Consider the following 25,626-nt stretch of genomic DNA (forward strand, 5'->3'; position numbering starts at 1 on the left):
ATGGCATCAACAACGCTCTCTAATGATCAGCATCGCCTGCTGCGCCGCGTCAAGAAAGTCGCCTACCTGATCGGCCTGTTTCTGGCGATGGCGATCATTTGCCTGCCCGGCCTGTGGATCGTGCTGTCCTCGCTGCGTCCGCCGGTCGAAATCATGGCAAAGCCGCCGGTCTGGATTCCGCAGGAAATCACCTTCGAGGCTTATCGCGCCATGTTCTCGGGCGCAGGCGGCGGCGGTATTCCGGTCTGGGATTATTTCCGCAACTCGCTGATTATCTCGGTCACATCCACCATCATTGCGCTGATCGTTGGCGTTTCGGGCGGCTATGCCTTTGCGCGCTTTCGCTTCTGGGGCAAGTCGACCACCTTTCTGGGCCTCATGCTGACGCGCTCGGTGCCAGGCATTGCGCTTTCGCTGCCGCTCTTCATGGTCTTTTCCCGTATCGGCATCATCGACACGCATTTCGGCCTCATCCTGACCTATGTGGCGCTCAATGTGCCATTCACGATCTGGCTGATCGACGGCTTCTTCCGTCAGGTGCCAAAGGATCTGGCAGAGGCCGCACAGATTGACGGTTGCACGCGCTGGCAGGCCTTCTGGCAGGTGGAGTTTCCGCTGGCTGGTCCCGGCATTGCGACCGCAGGCATCTTCGCCTTTCTCACCTCATGGAACGAATATGCGCTGGCTTCCCAGCTCACCCGTTCCGTCAATTCCAAGACCCTTCCTGTCGGTCTTCTCGATTACACCGCTGAATTCACCATCGACTGGCGCGGCATGTGTGCGCTGGCGGTCGTGATGATTATTCCGGCGCTGACCCTCACATTCATCGTCCAGAAGCATCTTGTTGCTGGTCTGACGTTCGGCGCGGTTAAAGGTTGATAGAACAATGGCTCAGCTTTCCATTAAAAATCTCGTCAAGCGTTACGGCAATGTCGGCGTGGTGCATGGCATCAATCTCGAAATTGCCGACAAGGAATTTGTAGCGCTGGTCGGTCCGTCCGGCTGCGGCAAGTCTACGACGCTGCGCATGATCGCAGGTCTTGAAAGCATTTCCGACGGCGCGCTCGAAATCGGCGGCAAGGTAGTCAACGATCTGCCGCCGCGTGATCGCAACATCTCCATGGTGTTCCAGTCCTATGCGCTTTATCCGCATATGTCGGTGCGCGAGAACATGGGCTTCTCGCTCAAGATCGCCAAGCAGCCGCAGGCGGAAATCGACCGTCGCGTCAATGAAGCGTCAAGTATTCTTGGCCTTGAAGCGCTGATGGAACGCCGTCCGGCACAGCTTTCGGGCGGTCAGCGTCAGCGCGTTGCCATGGGCCGCGCTATCGTGCGCAATCCGGAAGTGTTTCTGTTCGACGAGCCGCTGTCGAACCTCGACGCGAAGCTACGCACGCAGATGCGCACCGAGATCAAGAAGCTTCATGCCAAGGTGCAGTCCACCGTCGTTTACGTGACGCACGATCAGGTCGAAGCCATGACACTGGCCGACCGCATCGTCATCATGCGCGATGGCCATATTGAACAGGTCGGAACACCGGATGAAGTGTTCAAGCGCCCGGCAACGCAGTTTGTTGCGGGCTTCATCGGCTCGCCGCCGATGAATATGGCTGAGGCAACCGTGCAGGGTTCGGAACTGGTCTTTGCCAGTGGCGATCGCCTGCCAGTGCCAGCACAATTCAAGGCCAAGGTCACGGATGGCGCCAAGGTCACGTTCGGCCTGCGCCCGGATGATCTGTTTCCGAAAGGCCATGGGCTTTCATCGGGAGACGCCGTTCATGAGGGCGAATTGCGCGTTTCGATCACCGAGCCGCTTGGCAATGAAACACTGGTTTTTGTCGAGTTCGCGGCTAAGGAATGGGTGGCGCGTATGCTCAACCCGCGTCACCTCAATTCCGGTGAAGCGATCTCCATGCATTTTGATCTGTCGCAGGCGCATCTGTTTGATGCGGCAAGCGGCAAGAGTCTGGCGGTATAGTCATGGCGCGTATTGAAAAAGTCGAACTGCGCATGGTCGACCTTCCGCCGAAGGTCAAGCGCACGGATGCGATCCAGAGCTTTGTGAGCCAGGAAACGCCAATCGTCACCATCACCGATAGCGATGGGGCGGTGGGTACCGGCTATAGCTACACCATCGGCACGGGCGGCTCGTCTGTCATGCGCCTGTTGAGCGATCATCTGGTGCCGCTGATTATCAATGAGGATGCGGATTGCATTGAAGCGATCTGGCGCAAGCTCGAATTTGCGACCCACGCCACAACCATCGGCGCGATTACAGCCTTGGCTCTCGCGGCTATTGATACGGCACTCTGGGATTTGCGCGCGAAAAAACAGAACCTGCCGCTGTGGAAGCTTGCAGGCGGTGCCAAGGATCGTTGTCCGCTTTACACGACCGAAGGCGGCTGGCTGCATATCGAGAAAGAGGCGCTGGTCGAGGATGCTCTAGCCGCCAAAGCCAAGGGCTTTTCCGGTTCCAAGGTGAAAATCGGCAAGCCGCATGGCTCAGAGGACTATGCGCGTCTTTCGGCTGTTCGCGCAGCCGTGGGTGACGGCTTTGAGATCATGACCGATTGCAATCAGGGTTTTACGGTGGACGAAGCCATTCGTCGCGCCGAGCGCCTGAAGGAGCTTGATCTGGCATGGATCGAGGAGCCGCTTCCGGCTGACGATCTCGATGGCCATATCCGCCTGACCCGTTCCACCCCGACACCGATTGCAGTGGGTGAATCGATCTATTCGATCCGCCATTTCCGCGAATACATGCAGAAGGGCGCTTGCTCTATCGTGCAGGTGGATGTGGCGCGTATCGGCGGCATCACGCCATGGCTGAAAGTGGCACACGCCGCAGAAACTTTCGACATTCCCGTCTGCCCGCACTTCCTGATGGAACTGCATGTCAGCCTCACCTGTGCGGTGCAGAACGGGCGCTATGTCGAATATATCCCGCAGCTTGATGACCTGACCACCAAGGGCATGGAAATTCGTGATGGCCACGCTATTGCACCATCAGAACCCGGCATTGGTATTTCGTGGGATTGGGATGCCGTGCGTGCGCGCTCCGTTTCCGAGTTCACCCGCGAGATCGTGAGGTCGTAATGGCGCAACGCCAGAAACAAAGAATGGGCATGGTGATCGGGCTTCAGCCTGAGAAGATCGCAGAATACAAAGAGCTGCACGCGAGCGTGTGGCCGGAAATTCTCGCGCTCATTTCCGAGTGCAACATCACCAATTACACGATCTTTCTCAAAGAGCCGGAAAACCTGCTGTTTGGCACATGGGAATATGTTGGCACCGACTTTGAAGCCGACATGAAGAAGATGGCCGATAACCCGAAAAATCAGGAATGGTGGTCTGTCTGCATGCCATGCCAGAAGCCGCTTGAAACCCGCAAAGAGGGTGAGTGGTGGGCAATGATGGAGGAGGTTTTCCATCATGACTGAGGCTTTTGACCCGAAAACCCTGCGCCAGTGGTGGGCGAAGCCCGCGCAGCCGAAGCCGATTGTTATTTTCGGCGCGGGCAGCATTGTCGGCGACGCGCATCTGCCTGCCTATAAGAAGGGCGGCTTTCCTGTTGCAGGCATTTTCGATCCCAATCTGGACAAGGCATCAGCGCTTGCCGACCAATGGGGCGTGAAGGCTTTTGCAAGTCTGGAAGAAGCGATTGCCATTGAAGGCGCAATCTTCGATCTGGCAACGCCGCCCTCAGCCCATGCCTCGATCCTCGCGCAATTGCCCGAAGGTGCGGCGGTTCTGATCCAGAAACCTATGGGCAGCGATCTGGCCGCGGCAACGGAAATCCTGAAAGTCTGCCGTGCGCGCAATCTCAAAGCTGCGGTAAATTTTCAGCTGCGTTTCGCGCCGATGATGCTCGCACTTTACGACGCGGTCGATAAGGGCTTGCTTGGCGAGATAGTGGATTTCGACGCCTGGCTGGCGCTTGCGACCCCATGGGGTCTGTGGCCGTTCCTCAAAGGTCTGCCGCGTATCGAGATCGCCATGCACTCGATCCACTATCTGGATTTCGTGCGCGGTCTGCTCGGCACTCCGCAAGGCGTTCACGCCAAGACCATCGGCCATCCGAACCACGAAGTCGCTCAGACCCGCACGGCTGCAATCCTCGATTATGGCGATCGTGTGCGTTGTGCGCTGTCGGTCAATCATGACCATGATTTCGGCCGCAAGTTTCAGGCCTGCGAGTTCCGCATTTGTGGCACGCAAGGTGCGGCTTATGTGAAACTCGGCGTCAATCTCGATTATCCGCGCGGCGAGCCGGACGAGCTCTGGATCAAGCCAAAGGGCGGGGACGACTGGGTGCAGGTCGCACTTGAAGGCACATGGTTCCCTGATGCTTTCTTAAACCGCATGGCGCAGTTGCAGCGCTTTGCCACTGGCGAAGATGCCGAGCTGGTGGGGTCCGTAGAAGATGCCTGGCACACCATGGCGCTGGTCGAGGCCGCCTATCAGTCGAGCGCTGCGCCTGCCATGCCACTTGCCGCGAAACCGGAGGTCTGATTATGGCCGAACAGAAAATCTACTACGAAGACTACGAAATGAACCATGTGCGCCTCACGACGGGCCGCACGATCACCGAAACGGATTTTGTGGTTCATGCCGGGCATACGGGTGATTTTTTCCCACACCATATGGATGCGGAATTCGCCAAGACCTTGCCGGGCGGTCAGCGCATTGCCCATGGCACGATGATCTTTGCAATCGGTGTCGGATTGACCGCAACGCTGATCAATCCGGTTGCATTTTCCTACGGTTATGATCGTCTGCGGTTTATTCGCCCGGTACATATCGGAGATACGATCCGCACGCGCGTGACGATCAGCGCTAAGGAAGACGACCCGAAACGGGCAAATATGGGCCGCGTTACCGAGCGGTGCGAAGTGCTTAATCAGCGGGATGAAGTGGTGCTGGCTTGCGACCACATCCTGCTTGTCGAACGGAAGGCTTGAAAATGACGATACGATTTGATGGAAAAACCGCACTGGTGACGGCTGCCGCTCAGGGCATTGGCCGTGCAAGTGCACTGGCTTTTGCGGAAGCGGGTGCCAAGGTCTATGCGACCGACATCAACGAGGCAGCTCTCAAGGAAATCGACGGTGTCAACGGTATCGTCACCCGCAAGCTCAACGTGCTGGATGAAGCGGAAGTGAAGGCGCTGGTCGTCGAAATCGGTCAGGTGGACATCCTGTTCAATTGCGCAGGCGTCGTCCATGGCGGTTCGATTTTGGAAATGAAGGACGAAGACCTCGACTTCGCCGTCAATCTCAATATCCGCTCGATGATCCGCACCATTCGCGCCGTGCTGCCGGGAATGCTGGAACGCAAGGACGGTTCTATCGTCAACATGGCGTCGGTCGCTTCGAGCGTGAAGGGCGTGCCGAACCGCTTTGCCTATGGCGTCACCAAGGCGGCTGTCATCGGCCTCACCAAGGCTGTTGCTGCCGACTATGTTGCCAAGGGCATCCGCTGCAACGCCATCTGCCCCGGTACTGTTGAAAGCCCATCGCTGCAGGACCGCCTGCGTGCGCAGGGCGATTATGAAGAGCAGCGCGCAGCCTTCATCGCGCGCCAGCCAATTGGCCGTATTGGCCAGCCGGAAGAAATCGCCGATCTCGCGGTCTATCTCGCGGGTGCCACCTACACGACCGGCCAAGCTTACAATATCGACGGCGGCTGGACGATTTAGGGCAGTCGATATTCAGGCTCTGGCGGCCTGCAAATGGCATAGCCAGAATCTCAACCACCCTTAGCCCCATCTTTTTCATCCCCCCAAAGGAGTAAACTCATGAAATTTCTTCGTTACGGTGAAGTCGGTCAGGAAAAGCCGGGCATTCTCGATGCCGATGGTTCGATCCGCGATCTGTCCGCCCATGTAGGCGATCTTTCCGGTGCGGCTCTCGCCCCGGATGCACTGGCCAAGCTCGGCGCGATCGATATCAATTCGCTGCCGAAGGTTGATGGCAATCCCCGCCTTGGTCCTTGTGTTGCAGGCACCGGCAAGTTCATTTGCATCGGTCTCAATTATTCTGACCATGCCGCTGAAACCGGCGCAGCGGTTCCATCTGAACCGATCATTTTCATGAAGGCAACGTCTGCCATCGTTGGTCCGAACGACGATCTGGTCATTCCGCGCGGTTCCGAAAAGACCGATTGGGAAGTCGAACTCGGAATTGTCGTCGGCAAGACCGCGAAATATGTCTCGGAAGAAGATGCACTCGACTACGTGGCTGGCTATTGCACCATCCATGATGTGTCTGAGCGCGCTTTCCAGATCGAGCGTCAGGGCCAGTGGACGAAGGGCAAGTCCTGCGACACGTTCGGTCCGACCGGACCATGGCTCGTCACCAAGGACGAAATTGCCGACCCGGAAAATCTGGGCATGTGGCTGAAGGTCAATGGCGAAACCATGCAGAATGGCTCGTCGAAGACGATGATCTACGGCATTCGCCACCTCGTTTCCTATCTCTCGCAGTTCATGTCGCTTCAGCCGGGCGATATCATCTCCACCGGCACGCCTCCCGGCGTCGGCATGGGCATGAAGCCGCCTCGCTACCTCAAGGCTGGCGACGTTGTCGAACTGGGCATTGAAGGCCTTGGTTCGCAGAAGCAGAACGTACGCGCTGACATCTAGGTGTTTGTTTATGCATGATCCCAAGACCGTTTCCATGTTTTGGGATCATGCCCTGATCACGGATATATCATGACGAAAATCACTGACCTGCGCGTCTTCGATCTGCGTTTCCCGACTTCGCAAAGTCTGGACGGCTCGGATGCCATGAACCCGGACCCGGATTATTCGGCGGCTTACGTCATCCTTGATACGGATGATGCGTCGCTGAAGGGCCACGGCCTTACCTTCACCATCGGACGCGGCAACGATATTTGCTGTCAGGCCATTCTCGCCATGCGTCATCTGGTCGTGGGTTCCTCGATGGATGATTTCCTCGCGGCCCCCGGAAAGTTCTGGCGCTACCTGACCGGCGACAGCCAGCTGCGCTGGATCGGCCCGGACAAGGGCGCCATGCACCTCGCCACCGGTGCTGTCGTCAACGCCTTCTGGGACCTCGCTGCAAAGCAGGCTGGCAAGCCGGTATGGCGGCTTGTTGCCGACATGTCGCCGGAAGAAATCGCCGATATCGTCGATTATCGCTACCTCACCGATGCGCTGACGCGTGACGAAGCTGTCGAAATTCTGCGCAAGGCGGAAGCCGGCAAGGCCGAGCGGATCGCCAGGCTCGAAGCGGAAGGTTACGCCTGCTACACGACCTCGGCTGGCTGGCTCGGCTATGACGACGACAAGCTGCGTCGTCTGTGTCAGGAAGCGATCGACGACGGCTTCAACCATGTGAAGATGAAGGTTGGCCGTGATCTCGAAGACGATATCCGTCGTCTGACCATCGCGCGCGAAGTGATCGGCCCTGATCGCTATCTGATGATTGATGCCAATCAGGTCTGGGAAGTCGATCAGGCAATCGAGTGGGTCAACAAGCTTGCCTTCTCCAAGCCGTTCTTCATCGAAGAACCAACCAGCCCGGACGATGTTGCAGGCCATCGCAAGATTCGCAAAGCCATTGGCGACGTAAAGGTTGCGACTGGCGAAATGTGCCAGAACCGCATCATGTTCAAGCAATTCATCGCGGAAGGCGCTATCGACATCGTTCAGATCGACTCGTGCCGCATGGGTGGTCTGAATGAAGTTCTGGCTGTGCTGCTGATTGCTGCCAAGTTTGGCAAGCCGGTCTGGCCGCATGCGGGCGGCGTTGGCCTGTGCGAATATGTACAGCATTTGTCGATGATCGACTATGTGGCCGTTTCAGGCACCAAGGAAGGCCGTGTGATCGAATATGTCGATCATCTGCACGAACACTTCATCGATCCATGCGTGATCAAGGATGCGGCCTATATGCCGCCGTCGCTGCCGGGGTTCTCGATTGAAATGAAGCCGCAGTCGATTGCGGAATATACATTCAAGGGTTGAGAGCCAGTTTCTCGACGGTAAAAAGCGAAAGCCGCGCTGGAAAGCGCGGCTTTTGTGTTTCGAGCGCATCCCGAAAAGTGTGAAACGGTTTTCGGATATGATGCGCGTTAAAACGCGCTCTAAAGAAAGCGGATCATCAAGGCGCCGGAAAGCAACAGAACCGCACCGGCAATGCGTCCCGCAGTGATTTCACGCACCGCAACGCCCATGAAGCCGATGCGGTCAGCAGCCAGCCCGGCCATCAATTGCCCAGCAACAGCAAGCCCCATCACGGCGGCAGCCCCGATGCGTGGCGTCAGCAACACGGATGCGGTCACATAGATACAGCCAAGCGCACCGCCAGCCACGAACAGCCAGCCCGCAGGCACGTTGAACGCTGGCATTGCACCCGTCGCGCGTGCGGTAATTCCGGCGATGACAGCAAGGATGACAGCGCCAGAAAGGAACGAAATCGCAGCAGCCGTTACAGGCGATCCCAATCCACGGGCCAGGGCCGCATTGATGGGCGCCTGAATAGCAATACAGGCACCGGAAAGGATGCCGAACAACGTCCAGAGCATGGAGATTTCCTCGCGTGGTGAAAATTTGGAAGGAACTGGTGGAACGATTAGTCCTCGCAGAGGAAAATCGTCAGGTCAATATTTCGATCAAAATCAGGCCACTAGCCTAACAAGCACAGGGGCCCGAAAAGACAAAGACTATCGCTATTGTTACTGAAGAGATAGATGGTGCCCGGAGGCGGATTCGAACCACCGACACGCGGATTTTCAATCCGCTGCTCTACCAACTGAGCTATCCGGGCATCCGTAACAAGCAGTTAGCTCGTTAGAGGCGGTGTTGGTTCCCGCCGGAAGTGGATGGGTTATAGCATTAAATTTCGCGCTGTCCAGCACCGTATCGCAATTTTTATCAGCTTTTCTCACATCTTTGATAAATAACTGATTTTATTGGAGGAAGCCGCTTTGGGAGAGGTCTAGTTTCCTTCTTCTTCCTCTTCATCGATCGGCTTTCCCGGCAATACATAGCTGCCCGACAGCCAGCGATTGAGGTCGATGCTTTTACAGCGTGGCGAACAGAACGGATAGGATTCGCGTGATGAAGGCTTTCCGCATTCCGGGCAGGGGCGCGTCGGACGCAATGGCGTCACTCGTGCACCTGCGGCTGCCGATATGTCCTTCTTGTCACTCATGCCTGTTCTCAGACTTTCCCGCTATTCCAGTTAGCGTAAACCGGGTAGTCGACATCGCTCAGCAGGCTTATGGTTTCCTGCAGCGGCAATCCCACGACGTTTGTATAGGACCCGACCAGCTTCACGACGAAACTGCCCGCCAGTCCCTGGATTGCATAGCCGCCCGCTTTACCGCGCCATTCTCCAGACGAGAGATAGGCGTCAATCTGCTGGCGGGATAACCGTTCGAAACGCAGGCGTGTTTCAACCAGTGTCTGGCGCAAATTCCCGTTCGGCAAGACAAGGCTCACACCTGTGAAGACCTTGTGCGAACGCCCGGAAAGCAGCCTTAGACATTCTCGGGCTTCGTCGGCACTCTCCGTTTTGGGGAGAATGCGCCGACCGACGGCCACGACAGTATCGGCTGCAAGCATGAAGGCGCCAGCGAAATTCGCATCGTCCTTCAACTGTTCCTGTGCCTTGCGTGCCTTTTCCCGCGACAGACGTCGCGCCAGCGAGCGCGGGTGTTCCGCGCGCTGCGGCGTTTCATCTATATCAGCCGGATGAATGTGGTCCGGTTCGATGCCTGCCTGCCCCAGAAGCTCGATCCTGCGTGGAGAACCGGAGGCAAGAACCAGCTTGTGTTGCGCGCTCATCGAATAGACATTTCCTGGAACGGGAACGGATTGCTTACTTGAAGCGGTAGGTGATGCGGCCCTTGGTCAGATCGTAAGGGGTCATCTCAACCAGAACCTTGTCGCCAGCCAGAACGCGGATGCGATTCTTGCGCATACGGCCTGCCGTATGGGCGATGATTTCATGTTCGTTCTCGAGCTTCACGCGGAACATAGCATTCGGCAGCAGTTCCGTAACAACACCCGGAAATTCTAGGACTTCTTCTTTCGCCATGCGATACCTGTTTCTTTCTTTGATAAAATGCCGCTCTCGAGCGGTCTTTAGGTCGGAATTTGCGCGGAACCTATATGATTAGGCGGCATTTGTGAACAACGGAATTCCGTGAACTCAATGCTCATTAAAACGCTGCATGATTTGCCGCTTCAGACGGTCCCGCACATCGCGATACGCCGCCATGATCTGGCTTCGGCTGCCGGTTACCAAGGTCGGGTCCGGCGTCGGCCAATATTCGACATCAACCGAGAAACCCCGCATTCGCTCCAGCACAGTATGGTGGGCAAGTGGTGTCAGCGTTACAATCAGGTCGAAATAGCCATCAGCAAGTTCTTCGAGGCCACGCGGTTGCCGGTTATCAAGCGACAAGCCTTCTTCCTGAAGGACAGCATCGACAAACGGATCACGTTCGCCCCGTTTCACACCTGCAGAAGCTACATAAATATTGGGTGGCAGGGCCTGTCTTGCAAGTAACTCCGCCATGGGGGAACGAATTGCATTCTTGCCGCAGACAAAAAGCAGGGACTTGGGCAGGCTCGGTTTGTGATCTTCGTCGCCGTCGGCGCCAAAATTTACGGGAGGGGCATCGGTGATGACCATCAATGATCAGCCTCTCCAGTGCAGGACGCAGACAAGTGTGAAAAGCCGCCGTGCCGTGTTGAAATCAACCTCGATCTTGCCCTGCAACCTGTTCTGGAGCGTTTGCGATCCTTCATTGTGCAGGCCGCGCCGTCCCATGTCGATTGCTTCGATCTTGCTTGGCGTGGCCGACCGGATCGCCTGATAATAGCTTTCACAAATCATGAAATAATCCCGCACGACGCGCCGTAAGGGCGTGAGCGAGAGAATATGGGTCGCGACGTCTTCACCGGCTTCCCGGGTAATGGCGAAGATCAGCCGTGATTCCATCAATGAAAGTTTCAGACGATAAGGTCCTCCCGTCTCGTCTCCGATCGGGTGGAAGGAATTTTCTTCGATAAGGTCAAAAATGGCCACCGCACGTTCATGCTCGACGTCAGGCGTCGAGCGCCCGATGGATTCATCGAGCTCGACGTCAACAAGGCGCGCATTTGGGACAGCGGCAGTCATGTCACCTCATAGATTCAGCCGGATAGCGACAGACTGCGCGTGTGCGTCAAGGCCTTCGGCGCGGGCAATCTCGATTGCCGCAGGTCCGAGCACGCGCAGTTGATCCGGGCCGAGTTTGAGAAGCGAGGTTCGTTTCATGTAATCGAGAACCGACAAGCCGGATGAAAAACGCGCCGAGCGTGCCGTCGGCAGAACGTGGTTACAGCCGCCGACATAATCGCCGATCACTTCCGGCGTATAACCGCCGATGAAGATCGATCCCGCATTGCGGATTTTTGGCAGCAGGGCTTCCGGATCGGCTGTGGCGATTTCCAGATGCTCGGCTGCAATGCGATTGGCAAGCGGGATGGCTGCCTCGAAATCCTCGACCAGAATAACCGCGCCGAAATCACGCCAGCTCGCGGCGGCAGTTTGCGCGCGCGGAAGGTTGCGGAGCTGTCGTTCGACAGCTTCTTCGACAGCCTGTGCGAGCGCTTCATCATTGGTCATAAGGATTGATTGCGCCGCTGTATCGTGCTCCGCCTGGGCAAGGAGGTCGGCGGCGATCCAGTCGGGATTGTTGTCCTTGTCGGCAATGACCAGCACTTCTGACGGGCCAGCGATCATGTCGATGCCGACCGTGCCGAAGACGATACGTTTGGCCGCCGCAACATAGGCGTTGCCGGGGCCGACGATCTTGGCAACCGGACTAATTGTTTCGGTGCCATAGGCGAGGGCAGCGATAGCCTGTGCGCCGCCGACACGATAAATCTCGGAAACGCCAGCCAGACGTGCTGCGACCAGAACCAATGGATTGAGAATGCCATCGGGCGACGGGACCACCATGACAATGCGTTCTACGCCGGCCACCTTGGCAGGGACGGCGTTCATCAATACGGAACTTGGGTAGCTTGCCGTGCCGCCCGGAACATAGAGCCCCACAGCTTCGATAGCTGTCCAGCGCGAGCCGAGTTCGACGCCGAGCGCATCCGTATAACGATCATCCTTGGGAAGCTGCCGCGCATGGTGCTTCTCGATGCGCTCGTGAGCAAGCTTCAGCGCTTCGATCGTCGACGCCGGGGCTGTGTCGAATGCGGCATCGATTTCAGCTTCAGTGACCGCGATTCCGGTTTTATCGAGATCGATCCGGTCAAAGCGACGGGAGTAGTCGATGAGCGCGCTGTCGCCTTCGCGCCGCACCCGCTCAACGATCTCGCGGGCCGCACGATCGACATCCTCGGACGCCTCGCGTTTACTGGCCAGAAATGTCGCGAAATTACTCTCGAAATCGGGATCGGTTTGTCTGAGCGTCTTGACCACGCTTCTGTTCCTTCAAATATGCTTTGCCAGATTGGCGTCTGGCTGACGAAAGACGGTTTTGTATAACCCTCTCTTATGCCAGGGCGCTAAGATGCTGACGCTATCCAAGCCCTGAAAATGCTCAATCGCCACACGGGCTTTCCAAATCTCGATGATTCAGCTCATCAAGGTTTGGTATCAGACGTTATGGCGAGGAAGTGATTCTGTTTCCCATGCCGCGCCAAGGTCCGTCATTTGCGCTTCGATACATTCCACTTCAAGACGGATAGCCGCATTTGCCGAGAAAGTCAGTTCTATTGTTCCGGCAGGTGTTTCACCGGCCGTGAACTGAATGGCCATCAGGGAAAGCACTTCATCCGGTTTCTGGCGGTCAATGCCGACTGCCTTGGCTGCGATCACACGGTTGAAGTGCAGAGCGGTACGCCTGCGTTGATATTGCGGCTTGCGCAGGAATTTTGGCTTGCTTTCTTCCCAGACAAAGCGGTTTGCCGTGAGAACGAAGCGCTTCTCGTTCCCGAGATACTGAAGGTCGGATACTTTCAAAACTGCGTCCTGAAGATGAGCGGACAGGACCTGCAAATCCTCCTCATCCAGCGCCACAAGCTTCAACATCTCCATACTCCAGCACCACTTTCCGTTGTCGGTTAATAACTGCTCCCAACAGGCAGAAAATCAATCACCCGCTCGGCCAATTATCAACTTGGCATGTCAAAACAAAAAAATCGACAGGCTTTTCAAGCCTGTCGCCCTTCGATTGGAATCTTTAGCGTAGCGCAAGAAAAAGCCGGAGCACTGAATGTCACTCCGGCTAGGTCCGATCAGCCACTGATACGTTCTACTGTCGCGCCGCAGCGGGACAGTTTTTCTTCCAGACGCTCAAAGCCGCGATCCAGATGATACACGCGGTTGACCAGGGTCTCGCCCTCAGCGGCAAGGCCAGCGATCACAAGCGAAACCGAGGCCCGAAGATCGGTTGCCATCACCTGTGCGCCTTTCAGGCGTTCCACGCCTTCGACGGTTGCAGTCTGGCCGGACAGGGAGATTTTTGCACCAAGACGTGCCAGTTCCTGCACATGCATGAAGCGATTTTCAAAAATGGTTTCGGTGATGCGCGACGTTCCCTTTGCCTTGGTCATCAGGCCCATGAACTGTGCCTGCAAATCGGTCGGGAAACCGGGGAAAGGGTCTGTAGTAACGTCAACAGGGTGAATACCGTGGCCGTTACGGACAACGCGAAGACCGCTATTTGTCTCGGTGATTTCAGCGCCAGCCTGTCGCAGCGTTTCGAGCGCAGCGGAAAGCTGGCTTTCCTGTGCGCCTTCCAGAAGCACATCACCGCCGGTCATGGCGACGGCCATGGCATAGGTTCCAGCTTCGATACGGTCTGGAATAACGCGGACGCGCGCGCCCGACAGGTTGGTGACCCCATCAATATGGATGGTGCTGGTTCCGGCGCCGGTGATCTTGGCGCCCATTGCATTGAGGCAGTCGGCGAGATTGACGACTTCCGGTTCGCGAGCGGCATTCTCGATGACGGTTTCGCCCTTGGCGAGGGCTGCTGCCATCAGCATGACATGGGTTGCGCCGACGGAGACCTTCGGGAACTTGTAGCGCGCGCCGACGAGACCGTTCCTGGCCTTTGCCTTGGCATAGCCGTTTTCGATTTCGATGTCGGCTCCAAGAGCTAATAGAGCTTCGAGGAGAAGATCGACCGGACGCGTTCCGATGGCGCAGCCGCCCGGCAGGGAAACATTTGCTTCGCCCATGCGCGCGAGAAGAGGCGCAATCACCCAGAAGCTCGCACGCATCTTGGAAACGAGTTCATAAGGTGCCGTCGTGGTGACGATATTGCGGGCAGTGAAATGGATCGTGCGCGAATAGGCTCCATCCTGATGCTCACGACGGCCATTGACCGAATAATCAACGCCATGATTGCTGAGGATGCGGATCAACTGTTCGACATCGGCCAGATGCGGCACATTTTCCAGCGTCAGCGTATCGTCGGTCAGAAGCGAGGCGATCATCAACGGCAGAGCGGCGTTTTTTGCGCCGGAAATTGGAATGATGCCGTTGAGCTTGTTGCCGCCAACGATTTTGATGCGATCCATGCTGTGTCACCTTCTGGGCCGATACCTTGCCCGATAAATTTCACCAAATCCGGCGGCCAATACGGCGCGGTGGTGTTGCGTCATGAAATTACGAGTCTTGCGGCCAAATTACGTCAAATACGAATCACAATAGGACGACATCGCTGCGAAGAACAGAAATGAGCTTTTACCGCAGAGCCCCCCTATCTTCAAGGAAGGCTTTGATGGTGCGATTCTCAGTCTGTCTCGTCGCTGGCAGCGGTGATGCCGTCGTTTCGTTCATCCGCTTCGCCCGCGCGACGCGATCTGGATTGGGCTTTGCGGCGCATCAGATTCGCGCGCAACTCCTCGGCCCGGCGCTTTTTGCGCTGGTCCGATTGGGTTTGTTTCTCTTTGTTGGTCGTATTTTCGCTCATGGCGGTCTTCTACTACGGGAAAAAGGGCCGGAAAAGCTGCTTTCAAATGCGTGTCCGGCAGATTTCCACATTATGTGAAAAGAAATGCAATTGCTTGCTTGCGATTTGCGTAATGATGTGGCAGAAGTCCGCCGCACTCAAGAGATTGCTGCGGTAGCTCAGTGGTAGAGCACTCCCTTGGTAAGGGAGAGGTCGAGAGTTCAATCCTCTCTCGCAGCACCATTATTCCCCGATAAAATTCAGAAACTGGCCTTGCCATGCTTTCGTGAGAGAGCGTGTGGGTGCTGATTTGAGATCAGTTCACGCGGGATTCAATCTCATTGAGCCGATTTCTTTCGCCGCCAGTCTTTTCGATGTATACTATTTGCCAGACTGTCAGGCTTTTTAGCCCGACGAATTGGAGTCACGAAAACCGGCTTTATCCGGTGAACGTGCGAAAGCCAGAAATTGCGTGCAGGCCATGTCCTGACCGCCGTCCCTGCTGTCAGGACTGCCTCACCCGCAGGAGGAGCGTCATGGCACAGTTTCATGTTGTTGCAGGTCGAGACCAATCAGCCTTTTATCCTGAAGTTAAGCGCATCCGCATGGCGGATGTATTTGATGCCTTGCGTCTGGGCTTCGACGACTTCTGGGCGAAGCCATCGCATTACGTTTTCCTTTGTCTCATATATCCGCTGGCGGGGCTGCTCATCACTTACTGGAGCACAAACGCCAATGCGTTGCCGCTCCTGTTTCCTCTGATGTCCGGCTTTGCCCTGATCGGGCCAATTGCTGCGCTGCCGCTTTATGAGATGAGCCGACGCCGTGAAGAAGGGCTGGACACATCCTGGAAACGTGCGCTCGATGTGAGCCATTCTCCGGCATTGCCGTCTATTGTGGCTGTCGGTGCTTTTCTGTTCGCAATATTTATTGCATGGCTGCTGGTGGCTCAAAATCTCTATGTTCACTATTTCGGACCGATGCCGCCCGAAAGCTTTTCAATGTTGATGAATCAGGTGTCGTCAACGGAAGAGGGACGGAGCCTGATTTTTGCCGGTTGTGGCATTGGTTTGCTTTTTGCAATCGTTGTCCTGTGCTCGACGATTGTGACTTTCCCGATGCTGCTTGATCAGGATTGCGGCGCTGCGGCGGCGGTTGCGACATCGTTGCGTGTCGTCATGCGCAACCCCATGGAATCGCTGCTCTGGGCTGCAATCGTAACCGCGTTGCTAATTGTCGGTTTTGCCACGATGTTTGCCGGGTTGGCGGTAGTGATACCCATCCTTGGTCATGCGACCTGGCATCTCTATCGAAAGACGGTCACGCACCCGGCGGCAATGCGTATTTGACCGGAAAAAACTGACCGATCAATCCCATCCGAAACATTGCTTCGGGTGGGATTGCCGTGGCTTTTGATGAAACATTTTCAAGCTTTCCAATATATGGCGGCGTCCTGCCGCACCCCCACCCCCCTTTATTCTGCGCTCGGTTCTGCTTTAGAAGAGCAATACGAGATTCGCGCAGATGATAATAAATAACAATAAGTTAGCGGAGCTCTCCTCGCAGCGCGTCAACGGGCTGGGTGGGCTTTCGATACATTTCAAGGACGGGCGTTCGCGCATTTCCAGGCTTTACCAGGAAGGCGCAGCCAAGATCCGCATGCCGCAGGTCGGAGGCGATCCGCTGGAAGCAATCCTGATCAACACATCAGGAGGGCTGACGGGCGGTGACCGACTGCGATGGGATGTGGAGCTTGGCGAAAACGCTTCGGCTGTCATTACCACGCAGGCCTGTGAGCGCATCTATCGCTCAGGGGGCGGCGAGGCACGCATTGCCACGCGCTTGAAGGCTGCAAAAGGCACGCGTCTTGCTTGGCTTCCGCAGGAAACCATTCTGTTCAATCAATCCGTGTTGTCACGAACGCTGGATGTCGAATTGGAGGAAGGGGCGGAAATCCTGGTGGTGGAGGCGACCATATTCGGGCGCCTTGCCATGGGTGAGCGGGTTGATGAAGCGATGTTCAGTGACCGTTGGCGTGTGCGGTTGGGTGGGCGGCCCGATGGGAGGCTTGTGCATGCCGAAGAGTTTCGGCTGGGACCAGATGTTGGGGCCGAATTGCAAGCGCGTCCAGCGACGGATGGGGCGTTTGCCGTCGCCACCGTGCTTCTGATTTCAGGGGAAGCCGGGAGACATCTGGAAGCCGCCCGGCAGATCATTGGAGAGGAAGGCGGTGCCAGTCTCTGGCAGGTTGGCCCTGCAACGAAACTGATGATGCGGCTTTACGCGCCGGATAGTTACACCTTGCGCAAACGTCTGGGGCCATTGCTTGCCCTGCTTAACGGCAAGGCAGGACTGCCCAAAGTTTGGACATTTTGAGTTCGCGGCAATCCCGCCGCTTTTAACGCCAGCGGAATGCATACCGCTTTGAAAGTATGAAGTTGGAATGAAGTCATGAATTTGACGCCCAGGGAAAAAGACAAGCTTTTGATCGCCATGGCCGCCATGGTTGCCCGCCGCCGTCTGGAGCGCGGGGTAAAACTCAATCATCCGGAAACGATCGCACTGATAAGCGATTTTGTCGTTGAAGGTGCCCGCGATGGGCGCTCAGTCGCCGACCTTATGGAAGCAGGCGCGCACGTTATCACCCGTGAACAGGTGATGGATGGTGTGCCCGAAATGATCCACGACATTCAGGTCGAAGCCACATTTCCCGATGGCACAAAGCTCGTGACGGTTCACGAGCCAATTCGCTGATTTTCAGGTTTCGCCGAAGCGAACCTGTTTTTTGAAAGGTACGATAATGAAGAAGACTACGGTTCTCGCCGCGGTAGCGATGGCGCTCACCGCAAGCCCTGCCTTTGCCCATCTCAATCCGGCCGAACATGGCTCGTTTGCGGCGGGCTTCACGCATCCGCTCTCCGGCGCAGACCATATCCTGGCGATGGTTGCGGTCGGGCTTTGGGCCGCCATGCTCGGTGGACGGGCACTCTTCGTCGTGCCAGCGGCATTTGTCGGCGTGATGCTGCTTGGCTTTGTGGCGGCACTTCTGGGCATGCCACTGCCCTTCGTGGAGCCGGTCATCCTGGCTTCGGTCGTCGTGCTGGGTCTTATGGTGGCGCTTGCCCTCCCGGTCTCTCCGGTTGTCGGTGCGCTTATTGCCGGTTTCTTTGCCTTCTTTCACGGACATGCGCATGGCGGAGAAATCGGAGGGGCGACATTCCTCTCCTATGCGGCTGGATTTGCGCTTGCGACCGCACTGCTACACGCCGCCGGCATGGGTATCGGCCTTGCCGCAGGACGGCTTCTGGCGGGCAAGAATGGCAGAATTGCTTTGCGTCTGGCCGGTGGCGCTACCGCACTTGGCGGCCTGATGCTGATGGCCGGGTGAGGTGTGACATGATCCCCGGCGAAATTATTACGCAGGACGGCGATATTGAACTCAATCAGGGCCAACCCACCATCACGATCAAGGTCGCCAATACCGGCGACCGCCCCATCCAGGTCGGCAGCCATTTTCATTTTTACGAAGTGAATGCGGCCCTTTCTTTCGAACGCGACAAGGCGCTCGGACAGCGGCTGGATATTGCAGCCGGAACTGCCGTGCGCTTCGAGCCCGGTCAGGAACGCGACGTGACATTGGTTCCCGTGAGCGGCAAGCGCGAGATCTACGGATTTCGCCAGATGGTCATGGGAAAGCTTTAGAACAGGTGACGGAGACATTTCATGCCAGCCAGAATTAGTCGCGCCACCTATGCGCAAATGTTCGGCCCTACTGTTGGCGATAAGGTGCGTCTCGCCGATACGGAACTGTTTATCGAAGTCGAACGGGACCTCACCACCTATGGCGAAGAGGTGAAGTTTGGCGGAGGGAAGGTTATCCGCGACGGTATGGGACAAAGCCAGATGTCGCGCGCCGACGGTGCGATGGATACAGTCATTACCAATGCTCTGATCCTCGATCATACCGGCATCTACAAGGCCGATGTGGGGCTTCGCGACGGGCGTATCGCGGTGATCGGAAAGGCCGGAAATCCGGATACGCAGCCCGGCGTTTCGATCATCATCGGCCCCGGTACGGAGATTATCGCGGGTGAAGGCAAGATCCTCACGGCGGGCGGTATCGACACGCATATCCATTTCATCTCACCGCAACAAGTGGATGAAGCACTTAATGCAGGCATCACCTGCATGGTGGGTGGCGGTACCGGACCGGCTCACGGCACGCTTGCAACCACATGCACGCCGGGGCCGTGGCATATAGCCCGGCTGATCCAATCGTTCGACGGCCTGCCGATGAATATCGGTGTGTTCGGCAAAGGAAACGCTTCACTGCCCGGTGCATTGGAAGAAATGATCCGCGCCGGCGCTTGCGGTTTGAAGCTGCATGAGGACTGGGGCTCGACACCGGCTGCGATCGATAATTGCCTTTCGGTCGCAGACCGGTTCGATATTCAGGTTGCGATCCATACCGATACGCTGAACGAAGGCGGCTTCGTCGAAGATACGCTCAACGCCTTCAAGGGGCGCACGATCCATTCCTTCCATACGGAGGGCGCGGGTGGCGGACACGCTCCGGATATTATTCGCGTGTGTCAGTATCCGAACGTGTTGCCGGCTTCGACAAACCCGACCCGGCCTTACACGGTCAATACGATTGCAGAGCACCTCGACATGCTGATGGTGTGCCATCATCTGTCCCCGGCAATCCCGGAAGATATTGCCTTTGCAGAAAGCCGTATCCGCAAGGAAACCATTGCGGCAGAAGACATCCTGCACGATATGGGAGCGTTCTCCATCATTTCCTCCGACAGTCAGGCTATGGGCCGTGTCGGCGAAATGATTATTCGCTGCTGGCAAACCGCGGACAAGATGAAGAAGCAGCGCGGTAGTCTTCCCGACGACAAGCCGGGCAATGACAATTACCGGGCGCGCCGCTACATTGCGAAATACACCATCAACCCCGCTATCGCCCATGGCATGGCGCATGAAATCGGTTCGGTGGAAGTCGGCAAGCGCGCCGATCTCGTTTTGTGGAACCCTGCTTTCTTCGGCATCAAGCCGGAAATGGTATTGCTTGGCGGCTGGATCGCAACCGCGCCGATGGGTGATCCGAACGGCTCGATTCCAACGCCGCAGCCGATGCATTACCGCCCGATGTTTGGCTCATTCGGGAAAGCCCGCACCAATACGTCCATTACCTTCGTTTCGCAGGCCGCAATGGATGAAGGGCTTCGAGAGAAGATTGGGGTGGACAAGCAGATGATTGCCGTGGCCAATACCAGAGGCGGTATCGGCAAACATTCCATGATCCTCAACAATGCGATGCCGCAAATGGAAGTTGACCCGGAAACCTATGAGGTGCGCGCGGATGGCGAACTTCTGACCTGCGAGCCCGTCGACGTCGTGCCAATGGCGCAACGTTACTTCATGTTTTGATCTTGAAAGGCAAACAAATGTTTCGTGCCACTGCCATTATTCGTGCAGATAAGGTGATCGATGCCGTGCCTGCGGGCCACGCCGTTCTCGAACGCGATGAACGTCATTTGCGGCGCAAGGCCATCGTTCTGGAAGGCGGCGAGAAGGTGCTCGTCGATTTTGCAGAGCCAATTGTGCTTGAGCACGGCGACCGGCTCGTCCTCGATGACGGGCGCGAGATCGAAATCCGCGCCGCAAGCGAGGAACTTTACGAAATCCTTGGGCGTGATCCGCTGCATATTGCCGAACTCGCCTGGCATATCGGCAACCGCCACCTCGCGGCCCAGATCGAGAGTGATCGCATTTTCATTCTTCGCGACCATGTCATAAAGGCGATGCTTGAGGGGCTTGGTGCGACAGTTACTGATGTAACGGCTATATTCAGTCCGCTACGCGGTGCTTATTCCGGCGGCCATTCGCATCATGACCATGGGCATGACCACGATCATCATCATGGTCATCACGAACACGATCATGAACATCATCACCACCACCACGACTAATACCACCACCGCTCTGCTGCGGCTGATGGCCTGGCTGTCGCCCGTCTTTCCGGTCGGGTCGTTCAGCTATAGCCATGGGCTGGAGCGGGCCGTCCATGATGGCTATGTCGCAGACACAGCCACGATGGGCGATTGGCTGCGCTGGCTTGTAACACGTGGCTCCGGCTGGAACGATGCCGTGCTTTGCGCGGAAAGCTGGCGGCGTGCGGTTGTCGAAGGCGATCTTGTCGAGGTTGCAGAATTGGCCGAAGCACTGGCCGGTTCGCGCGAACGCCATATGGAAACGATGCTGCAAGGCGAAGCGTTTCTGGCCGCAGCCCGAAGCTGGCCCAACTCCATCTTCGACCGCCTGCCAGCTGATTGTCCCTATCCGGTGGCAGTCGGTGCCGTAGCGGGCGGCAACGGAATATCGCTTGGATTGACACTCGCCGCCTTTCTGCAAGCCTTCTGTATCAATCTTTTGCAGGCATCGATCCGTCTTTCGGTCATGGGGCAAAGCGGCGTGACTGCGACAATGTCGGATTTGGAACCGGTTCTCGCCGAAACAGCGGCGCGAATAGAAAAAACTTCATTGAGTGACCTTGGTTCCGCGACTTACATTAGCGACATCATGGCCATGAAACACGAAACCCAACATTCGAGGCTTTTTCGCACATGACACAGAAAAACGGACCCTTGCGTATAGGCATCGGTGGACCGGTGGGATCGGGAAAGACGACGCTGACCGAAAAGCTTTGCAAAGCGCTGCGTGATAAATACTCGGTCGCCGTGATTACCAATGATATCTACACGCAGGAAGACGCCCTCATTCTGGCGCGTTCTCAAGCTTTGTCCGAAGATCGGATCATGGGCGTCGAAACGGGGGGATGCCCGCATACGGCAATCCGCGAGGATGCCTCCATCAATCTGCAGGCAATTGCCGAAATGAACCGGCGGTTTCCCGATCTGGAGATCGTCTTCATCGAATCCGGGGGTGACAATCTCGCAGCCACCTTCTCACCTGATCTGGCGGACCTGACGCTTTATGTCATCTCTGTTTGTCAGGGCGAGGAAATTCCGCGCAAAGGCGGTCCGGGTATCACGCGGTCAGATTTTCTTGTGATCAACAAGAGCGATCTTGCTCCTCATGTTCATGTCGATCTCGATATTATGCAAGGCGATGCGGCACGCATGCGCGGCAAGCGTCCATTCGGTTTCACCGACCTCCATCGCGGCAAGGGCGTTCCGGAAATCATCGACTTTATCGTTGAGAATGGCGGACTGGAACCGCGCTGATTACGGCTGGCTGTTGAGCCGTTTGCGGGCCTCGCGTTGTGAGGCCTGCAAATCAATGATTGGTTTGGGATAGGTACTGCCCAACGCAATTCCAGCACTGGCCAGCACATCGCTGGGTGCCTCAAATGGCTTGTGCAGCCATTTGTTCGACAGGCCGGATAGCTCTGGCACCCAATGCCGGACATATCGTCCCTCGGCATCGAATTTTTCACCCTGCAGAATTGGGTTGAAGACCCGGAAATAGGGCGCAGCGTCCATGCCGCAGCCCGCCACCCATTGCCAGCTACCCGGATTGCTGGCGACATCACCATCCACGAGCGTATCCCATAACCAATCTTCGCCTTTCCGCCAGTCGATGAGCAGATTCTTGGTGAGAAAAGATGCCACGAGCATTCGCACGCGATTGTGCATCCATCCGGTGGCCCAAAGCTGACGCATACCGGCATCGATGATGGGAAAGCCTGTCTGTCCGCGTCGCCACGCTTCGAATGCAGCCGGATCATCACGCCATGCGACGCCGGAGAGGGCGTCACGCATATCGTATCGGCTGATGTCTCTGCGGTGATAGAGTTGGTGATAGTTAAAATCGCGCCAGATCAGCTCGGACAGAAACTTTTCGCCGCCAGCGCGTGCCGAGTGGTGCTCGTCCATAAACGCCAGCGTGGCATACCACGCCTGATGCGCGCTGATTTCACCGAACCGCAAATGAGGTGAAAGTCTTGAAGTTCCGTCGATGCCGGGAACATCACGATCCTCGGTATAGGTCGACAGCGTGTTCTCCAGGAAACGTGTCAGGCAGTCGCGCGCCGCGTCTTCTCCAACATTCCAAAGCCCATCGAACTTTTTCGCCCAGGAAGGAACGTTGGGCGAATAGCAGATTTCCTGTGTTGGTTTCATATCCCATTGCCTGCGCGAAAGCGGGCGGGGAATGTGATGGTGACGCAACGCTTTGGCGAAAGGGGTGAAGACCTGATAGGGCGTATCGCTGGCCGTCTTGAGCTCCCAGGGCTCAAGAAGAAGGTTACCGGGAAATGAGGTCACACCGGTTCCGCTCTCCTTGAGTTGTGCCTTCAGTTCTGCATCGAATTCACGCTCTGCCGGTGCGTAGCGACGGTTCCAGAACAGTTCGGTTATGGCCAATTTTGCAATCAGGTGAGGAAGAATATTCCTCGGATCACCGGTCTCGATGAGAAGTGCAATACCACGATCAGCGAGCTGCTTTCCTATCGCTTTCAGGCTCTGATCGAGCCACCACCGCGCGGCACCGCCTGGCGCGCGAATCTCGGCTAGAGTCTCATGAACATAAACCGCTGTGATATGCTCGCCTGTTTCGGCGGCTGCATCCAGTGCGGGATTGTCGTTGATTCGAAGATCGTTACGCAGCCAGACAAGCGCGTGATGCTTCATGAGAAAAATTCCACTGCAGAAATGTGATGCCGATATGTCGAGCCACATATAGCGGAGAGAGCAAAAACGTCACGAGGTCGCGATCAGTCAGTTCGGAAAATATGCAAAGCAATGTGTAAGCATGTCCGGCTTGCGCCGAAGCAAATCACTGAATTGTCTTGAGAAAAATGGCGCACCCGAAAGGATTCGAACCTCTGACCCCCAGATTCGTAGTCTGGTGCTCTATCCAGCTGAGCTACGGGTGCTTGCCTTGTGTGCCGCTCGCTGCGGCGATGGGCGGTTGATAATCGGACAAATCGCTAAATGCAAGCGTCTTCTTAGAAAAAAATGTGGTTCTGTGAAGATTTCTTGTCAGGTCCCGCATTTCCGGGCTTTTCGGTCGCAAGCTGGTGCAACGGCAGATTGCCTAGGCGTTTTCTTCGGTGCGCTGGTTGTTGCGGTCCTCGCGTTGCATCGGCAAATCAGGGATGCGAATCTCGAAATGCGCTCCAACGGGACGGTCTTCACGAAGCTCGATTGTTCCACCATGCGCGCGGATCAGTTCTTGCGCGATGGCCAGTCCGAGGCCAGTACCGTCACTGCGCGTCGATCCCTTGAAAGCCGTGAAAAGATTGTCACGTGCCTTTTGCGGCAGACCGGGACCGGTATCCTCGACGCCGATGATCGCAGTTGTCCCGATTCTTCCGGCAGAAATTGTCAATCGCTTCACTGTCGCGACATCATTGGTCTGGTCACGCTCCATCGCCTGAACGGAATTGCGGCACAGATTGCTCAGGACGCGGAATAGCTGTTCCGAATCGACATTCAGCTCGAAGTCCTCCGGTACGAGATTCTCGAACTCGATGCTGTTCTCTGAATTGGGGCTCAAGGTTTCCCGTACGTCCGAGATAATCGTGTGCAGGAGGACCCGGCGCGGGCGCGGTGGCGCTTCTTGCGAGCGGCCATAGGCCATGACGCTTTCGGAATAGCTGATCGCGCGGCTGAGAGTACGAATGAGCTTGGGCGCAAACCGCTGCACCATCGGGTCTTCGGTATCCGCAAGCCTGTCCGACATCAATTGCGCGGAAGCCAGAATATTGCGCATGTCATGGTTGATTTTGGAAACGGCCAGACCGAGATCGGCCAGATGTTTCTGTTCCTTGAGCGTTCGCTGAAGGTCGCTTTGAATATGGGATATCTGGCGCTGGGCAACGCCGAACTCATCCTTGCGGTTTTCGGGCACGAGGATAAGCGCGGGATTGTCCGGGGATGAGGCGAAATCGATCATGTTGCGATGCATGATACGCACTGGCCGCAGAAGCATTTCGTGAATGATCAGATAGATCAGGCTTGCCGCGATCACGGAAATGATGAGCGAAATAAAAGTCACGTTGCGCGCATAGATGAGCATGGCATGGCGAAGCGGCGCGTCCGAAGTCACGATTTCAATGATACGATCCGGAGAGCCGTTCGGTGAAACGGAACCGTAGATTCGCAGTGTTCTGTCTCCACCGTTGAACAGTGTTCCGAATGCGTCCCATATCGCAGCCGCTTCGCTGATATTGTTAAGATCGATAACCTGATCGATCTTGCCGGGAACTTCCGACATGGCAAGCAGACGCGAGGCACCGGCTTCACGCATGGCGATAGCCTTGGTACCGGTCGCCAGAAGGACCTTGTCCTGAACGTCGCGCGGCACGTCCATGTTGCCGCCAGCGGCAAGAACCTCGCTGACAGCGCCCACGGTATCGAGTCGCGAGCTCATCCAGCGCACGCGCATATTGGCTACGGACGGTACAAAGATCAGAACTTCGGTAATCAGCACGGCAAGGGCGGTCAGCAGCAGCAGCTTGCTTGAAAGCCGGTTACGCCAGGGTAGCCGTGTAAATTGCGTTGGAGAGAGCCGTTCAACGGTCGCAGTCTGAGAGGCCGCTTCGGGGGAAGGGGCGCCCGTATCTGTGGTTTTTTCAACAACCGCCATAGCCTGCTTCCAATTCGAGGCGAACCGGCCCAATTGCCGCGGTGCCTCAACCGGTGTGCCGTCGAAACG

The 25,626-nt window shown here is 56.5% G+C and carries 30 protein-coding genes and 3 tRNA genes; 19 read left to right on the forward strand and 14 right to left on the reverse strand.

Features of this window, described 5'->3' with window-relative positions:
• The 9 genes from F9K94_RS12700 (at position 1) to F9K94_RS12740 (ending at position 7,990) form a co-directional block, all read left to right on the forward strand.
• A complete protein-coding gene (locus tag F9K94_RS12700; RefSeq protein WP_061344913.1) occupies positions 1-879 on the forward strand; it encodes a carbohydrate ABC transporter permease in 879 nt (292 codons plus the stop codon).
• Between the two features lie 7 nt (positions 880-886).
• A complete protein-coding gene (locus F9K94_RS12705; RefSeq protein WP_151646041.1) occupies positions 887-1,978 on the forward strand; it encodes an ABC transporter ATP-binding protein in 1,092 nt (363 codons plus the stop codon).
• 2 nt (positions 1,979-1,980) lie between these two features.
• Positions 1,981-3,096 carry a mandelate racemase/muconate lactonizing enzyme family protein gene (locus F9K94_RS12710; RefSeq protein WP_151646043.1) on the forward strand — a complete coding sequence of 372 codons (1,116 nt, stop codon included), beginning with the start codon at positions 1,981-1,983 and terminating at the stop codon, positions 3,094-3,096.
• Positions 3,096-3,440 (forward strand): L-rhamnose mutarotase, encoded by a 345-nt coding sequence (locus F9K94_RS12715; RefSeq protein WP_151646045.1) that lies wholly within the window; start codon positions 3,096-3,098, stop codon positions 3,438-3,440. The genes F9K94_RS12710 and F9K94_RS12715 overlap by 1 nt, the downstream gene beginning before the upstream one ends.
• A complete protein-coding gene (locus F9K94_RS12720; protein WP_151646047.1) occupies positions 3,433-4,512 on the forward strand; it encodes a Gfo/Idh/MocA family protein in 1,080 nt (359 codons plus the stop codon). Before F9K94_RS12715 ends, F9K94_RS12720 begins: the two co-directional genes overlap by 8 nt.
• A gap of 2 nt (positions 4,513-4,514) precedes the next feature.
• Positions 4,515-4,961, forward strand: coding sequence for a MaoC/PaaZ C-terminal domain-containing protein (locus tag F9K94_RS12725; protein WP_010658087.1), 447 nt, complete (start codon positions 4,515-4,517; stop codon positions 4,959-4,961).
• Between the two features lie 2 nt (positions 4,962-4,963).
• Entirely contained in the window at positions 4,964-5,698 is a 735-nt protein-coding gene (locus F9K94_RS12730; protein ID WP_151646049.1) for an SDR family oxidoreductase, read from the forward strand.
• A 99-nt stretch (positions 5,699-5,797) separates the two neighbouring features.
• Positions 5,798-6,643 (forward strand): fumarylacetoacetate hydrolase family protein, encoded by an 846-nt coding sequence (locus F9K94_RS12735; protein WP_151646051.1) that lies wholly within the window; start codon positions 5,798-5,800, stop codon positions 6,641-6,643.
• Positions 6,644-6,712: 69 nt separating this feature from the next.
• A complete protein-coding gene (locus tag F9K94_RS12740) occupies positions 6,713-7,990 on the forward strand; it encodes an L-fuconate dehydratase (protein WP_151646053.1) in 1,278 nt (425 codons plus the stop codon).
• Positions 7,991-8,109: 119 nt separating this feature from the next.
• Here the strand turns inward: F9K94_RS12740 and F9K94_RS12745 are convergent, their stop codons facing one another.
• The 11 genes from F9K94_RS12745 to F9K94_RS12795 form a co-directional block, all read right to left on the reverse strand.
• Positions 8,110-8,550, reverse strand: a complete 441-nt coding sequence (locus tag F9K94_RS12745) for a DMT family transporter (RefSeq protein ID WP_029925820.1) — start codon at positions 8,548-8,550, stop codon at positions 8,110-8,112.
• A gap of 166 nt (positions 8,551-8,716) precedes the next feature.
• Positions 8,717-8,792, reverse strand: a tRNA-Phe gene (locus F9K94_RS12750).
• 171 nt (positions 8,793-8,963) lie between these two features.
• The gene (gene yacG / locus F9K94_RS12755; protein WP_061344923.1) at positions 8,964-9,179 is read right to left on the reverse strand and encodes a DNA gyrase inhibitor YacG; all 216 of its coding nucleotides are present in this window, start codon (positions 9,177-9,179) and stop codon (positions 8,964-8,966) included.
• 8 nt (positions 9,180-9,187) lie between these two features.
• A complete protein-coding gene (locus F9K94_RS12760; RefSeq protein WP_061344924.1) occupies positions 9,188-9,814 on the reverse strand; it encodes a Maf-like protein in 627 nt (208 codons plus the stop codon).
• Positions 9,815-9,848: 34 nt separating this feature from the next.
• Positions 9,849-10,067, reverse strand: coding sequence for a translation initiation factor IF-1 (gene infA, locus F9K94_RS12765; protein WP_002965531.1), 219 nt, complete (start codon positions 10,065-10,067; stop codon positions 9,849-9,851).
• A 114-nt stretch (positions 10,068-10,181) separates the two neighbouring features.
• A complete protein-coding gene (locus F9K94_RS12770; protein WP_235912787.1) occupies positions 10,182-10,667 on the reverse strand; it encodes an arsenate-mycothiol transferase ArsC in 486 nt (161 codons plus the stop codon).
• A 6-nt stretch (positions 10,668-10,673) separates the two neighbouring features.
• Positions 10,674-11,156, reverse strand: a complete 483-nt coding sequence (locus tag F9K94_RS12775) for a UPF0262 family protein (RefSeq protein WP_061344926.1) — start codon at positions 11,154-11,156, stop codon at positions 10,674-10,676.
• Positions 11,157-11,162: 6 nt separating this feature from the next.
• Positions 11,163-12,455, reverse strand: a complete 1,293-nt coding sequence (gene hisD, locus F9K94_RS12780; protein WP_151646055.1) for a histidinol dehydrogenase — start codon at positions 12,453-12,455, stop codon at positions 11,163-11,165.
• 177 nt (positions 12,456-12,632) lie between these two features.
• Complete coding sequence (locus F9K94_RS12785; protein WP_010658097.1) at positions 12,633-13,073, reverse strand: DUF2948 family protein; 441 nt, start codon at positions 13,071-13,073, stop codon at positions 12,633-12,635.
• Between the two features lie 200 nt (positions 13,074-13,273).
• Positions 13,274-14,563: a UDP-N-acetylglucosamine 1-carboxyvinyltransferase gene (gene murA, locus F9K94_RS12790; RefSeq protein WP_061344929.1), complete on the reverse strand. Its 1,290-nt coding sequence runs from the start codon at positions 14,561-14,563 to the stop codon at positions 13,274-13,276.
• 215 nt (positions 14,564-14,778) lie between these two features.
• A complete protein-coding gene (locus tag F9K94_RS12795) occupies positions 14,779-14,958 on the reverse strand; it encodes a hypothetical protein (protein ID WP_151646057.1) in 180 nt (59 codons plus the stop codon).
• Positions 14,959-15,105: 147 nt separating this feature from the next.
• On the opposite strand from F9K94_RS12795, the gene F9K94_RS12800 reads away from it, so the two are divergent.
• From F9K94_RS12800 to ureG, 10 genes are all read left to right on the forward strand, one after another.
• Positions 15,106-15,180 (forward strand) — tRNA-Thr (locus F9K94_RS12800).
• A gap of 293 nt (positions 15,181-15,473) precedes the next feature.
• Entirely contained in the window at positions 15,474-16,286 is an 813-nt protein-coding gene (locus F9K94_RS12805; RefSeq protein WP_151646059.1) for a DUF2189 domain-containing protein, read from the forward strand.
• Between the two features lie 175 nt (positions 16,287-16,461).
• Positions 16,462-17,313, forward strand: coding sequence for an urease accessory protein UreD (locus F9K94_RS12810; RefSeq protein WP_061344931.1), 852 nt, complete (start codon positions 16,462-16,464; stop codon positions 17,311-17,313).
• Between the two features lie 75 nt (positions 17,314-17,388).
• Positions 17,389-17,691 (forward strand): urease subunit gamma, encoded by a 303-nt coding sequence (locus F9K94_RS12815; RefSeq protein WP_061344932.1) that lies wholly within the window; start codon positions 17,389-17,391, stop codon positions 17,689-17,691.
• A 46-nt stretch (positions 17,692-17,737) separates the two neighbouring features.
• On the forward strand, positions 17,738-18,325 hold the full coding sequence (locus F9K94_RS12820) for a HupE/UreJ family protein (RefSeq protein WP_151646061.1): 588 nt from the start codon (positions 17,738-17,740) through the stop codon (positions 18,323-18,325).
• A gap of 8 nt (positions 18,326-18,333) precedes the next feature.
• On the forward strand, positions 18,334-18,639 hold the full coding sequence (locus F9K94_RS12825; RefSeq protein WP_010658104.1) for an urease subunit beta: 306 nt from the start codon (positions 18,334-18,336) through the stop codon (positions 18,637-18,639).
• Positions 18,640-18,660: 21 nt separating this feature from the next.
• The gene (gene ureC, locus F9K94_RS12830) at positions 18,661-20,373 is read left to right on the forward strand and encodes an urease subunit alpha (protein ID WP_151646063.1); all 1,713 of its coding nucleotides are present in this window, start codon (positions 18,661-18,663) and stop codon (positions 20,371-20,373) included.
• Between the two features lie 17 nt (positions 20,374-20,390).
• The gene (gene ureE, locus F9K94_RS12835) at positions 20,391-20,915 is read left to right on the forward strand and encodes an urease accessory protein UreE (RefSeq protein ID WP_061344935.1); all 525 of its coding nucleotides are present in this window, start codon (positions 20,391-20,393) and stop codon (positions 20,913-20,915) included.
• Positions 20,887-21,573, forward strand: a complete 687-nt coding sequence (locus F9K94_RS12840) for an urease accessory protein UreF (protein ID WP_151646426.1) — start codon at positions 20,887-20,889, stop codon at positions 21,571-21,573. Before ureE ends, F9K94_RS12840 begins: the two co-directional genes overlap by 29 nt.
• Positions 21,570-22,190 carry an urease accessory protein UreG gene (ureG, locus tag F9K94_RS12845; protein WP_151646065.1) on the forward strand — a complete coding sequence of 207 codons (621 nt, stop codon included), beginning with the start codon at positions 21,570-21,572 and terminating at the stop codon, positions 22,188-22,190. The genes F9K94_RS12840 and ureG overlap by 4 nt, the downstream gene beginning before the upstream one ends.
• Here ureG and F9K94_RS12850 read toward each other — a convergent pair whose 3' ends face one another.
• The 3 genes from F9K94_RS12850 to F9K94_RS12860 all read right to left on the reverse strand — a co-directional run bounded on the left by F9K94_RS12850 (position 22,191) and on the right by F9K94_RS12860 (position 25,557).
• On the reverse strand, positions 22,191-23,597 hold the full coding sequence (locus tag F9K94_RS12850) for a cryptochrome/photolyase family protein (protein WP_151646067.1): 1,407 nt from the start codon (positions 23,595-23,597) through the stop codon (positions 22,191-22,193). It abuts the gene before it with no gap.
• A 168-nt stretch (positions 23,598-23,765) separates the two neighbouring features.
• Positions 23,766-23,842, reverse strand: a tRNA-Arg gene (locus F9K94_RS12855).
• A 161-nt stretch (positions 23,843-24,003) separates the two neighbouring features.
• Positions 24,004-25,557: a sensor histidine kinase gene (locus F9K94_RS12860; RefSeq protein ID WP_061344939.1), complete on the reverse strand. Its 1,554-nt coding sequence runs from the start codon at positions 25,555-25,557 to the stop codon at positions 24,004-24,006.
• Between the last annotated feature and the right edge of the window lie 69 nt (positions 25,558-25,626).

Source organism: Brucella tritici (assembly GCF_008932285.1).
Classification (GTDB): Bacteria; Pseudomonadota; Alphaproteobacteria; order Rhizobiales; family Rhizobiaceae; genus Brucella; species Brucella tritici.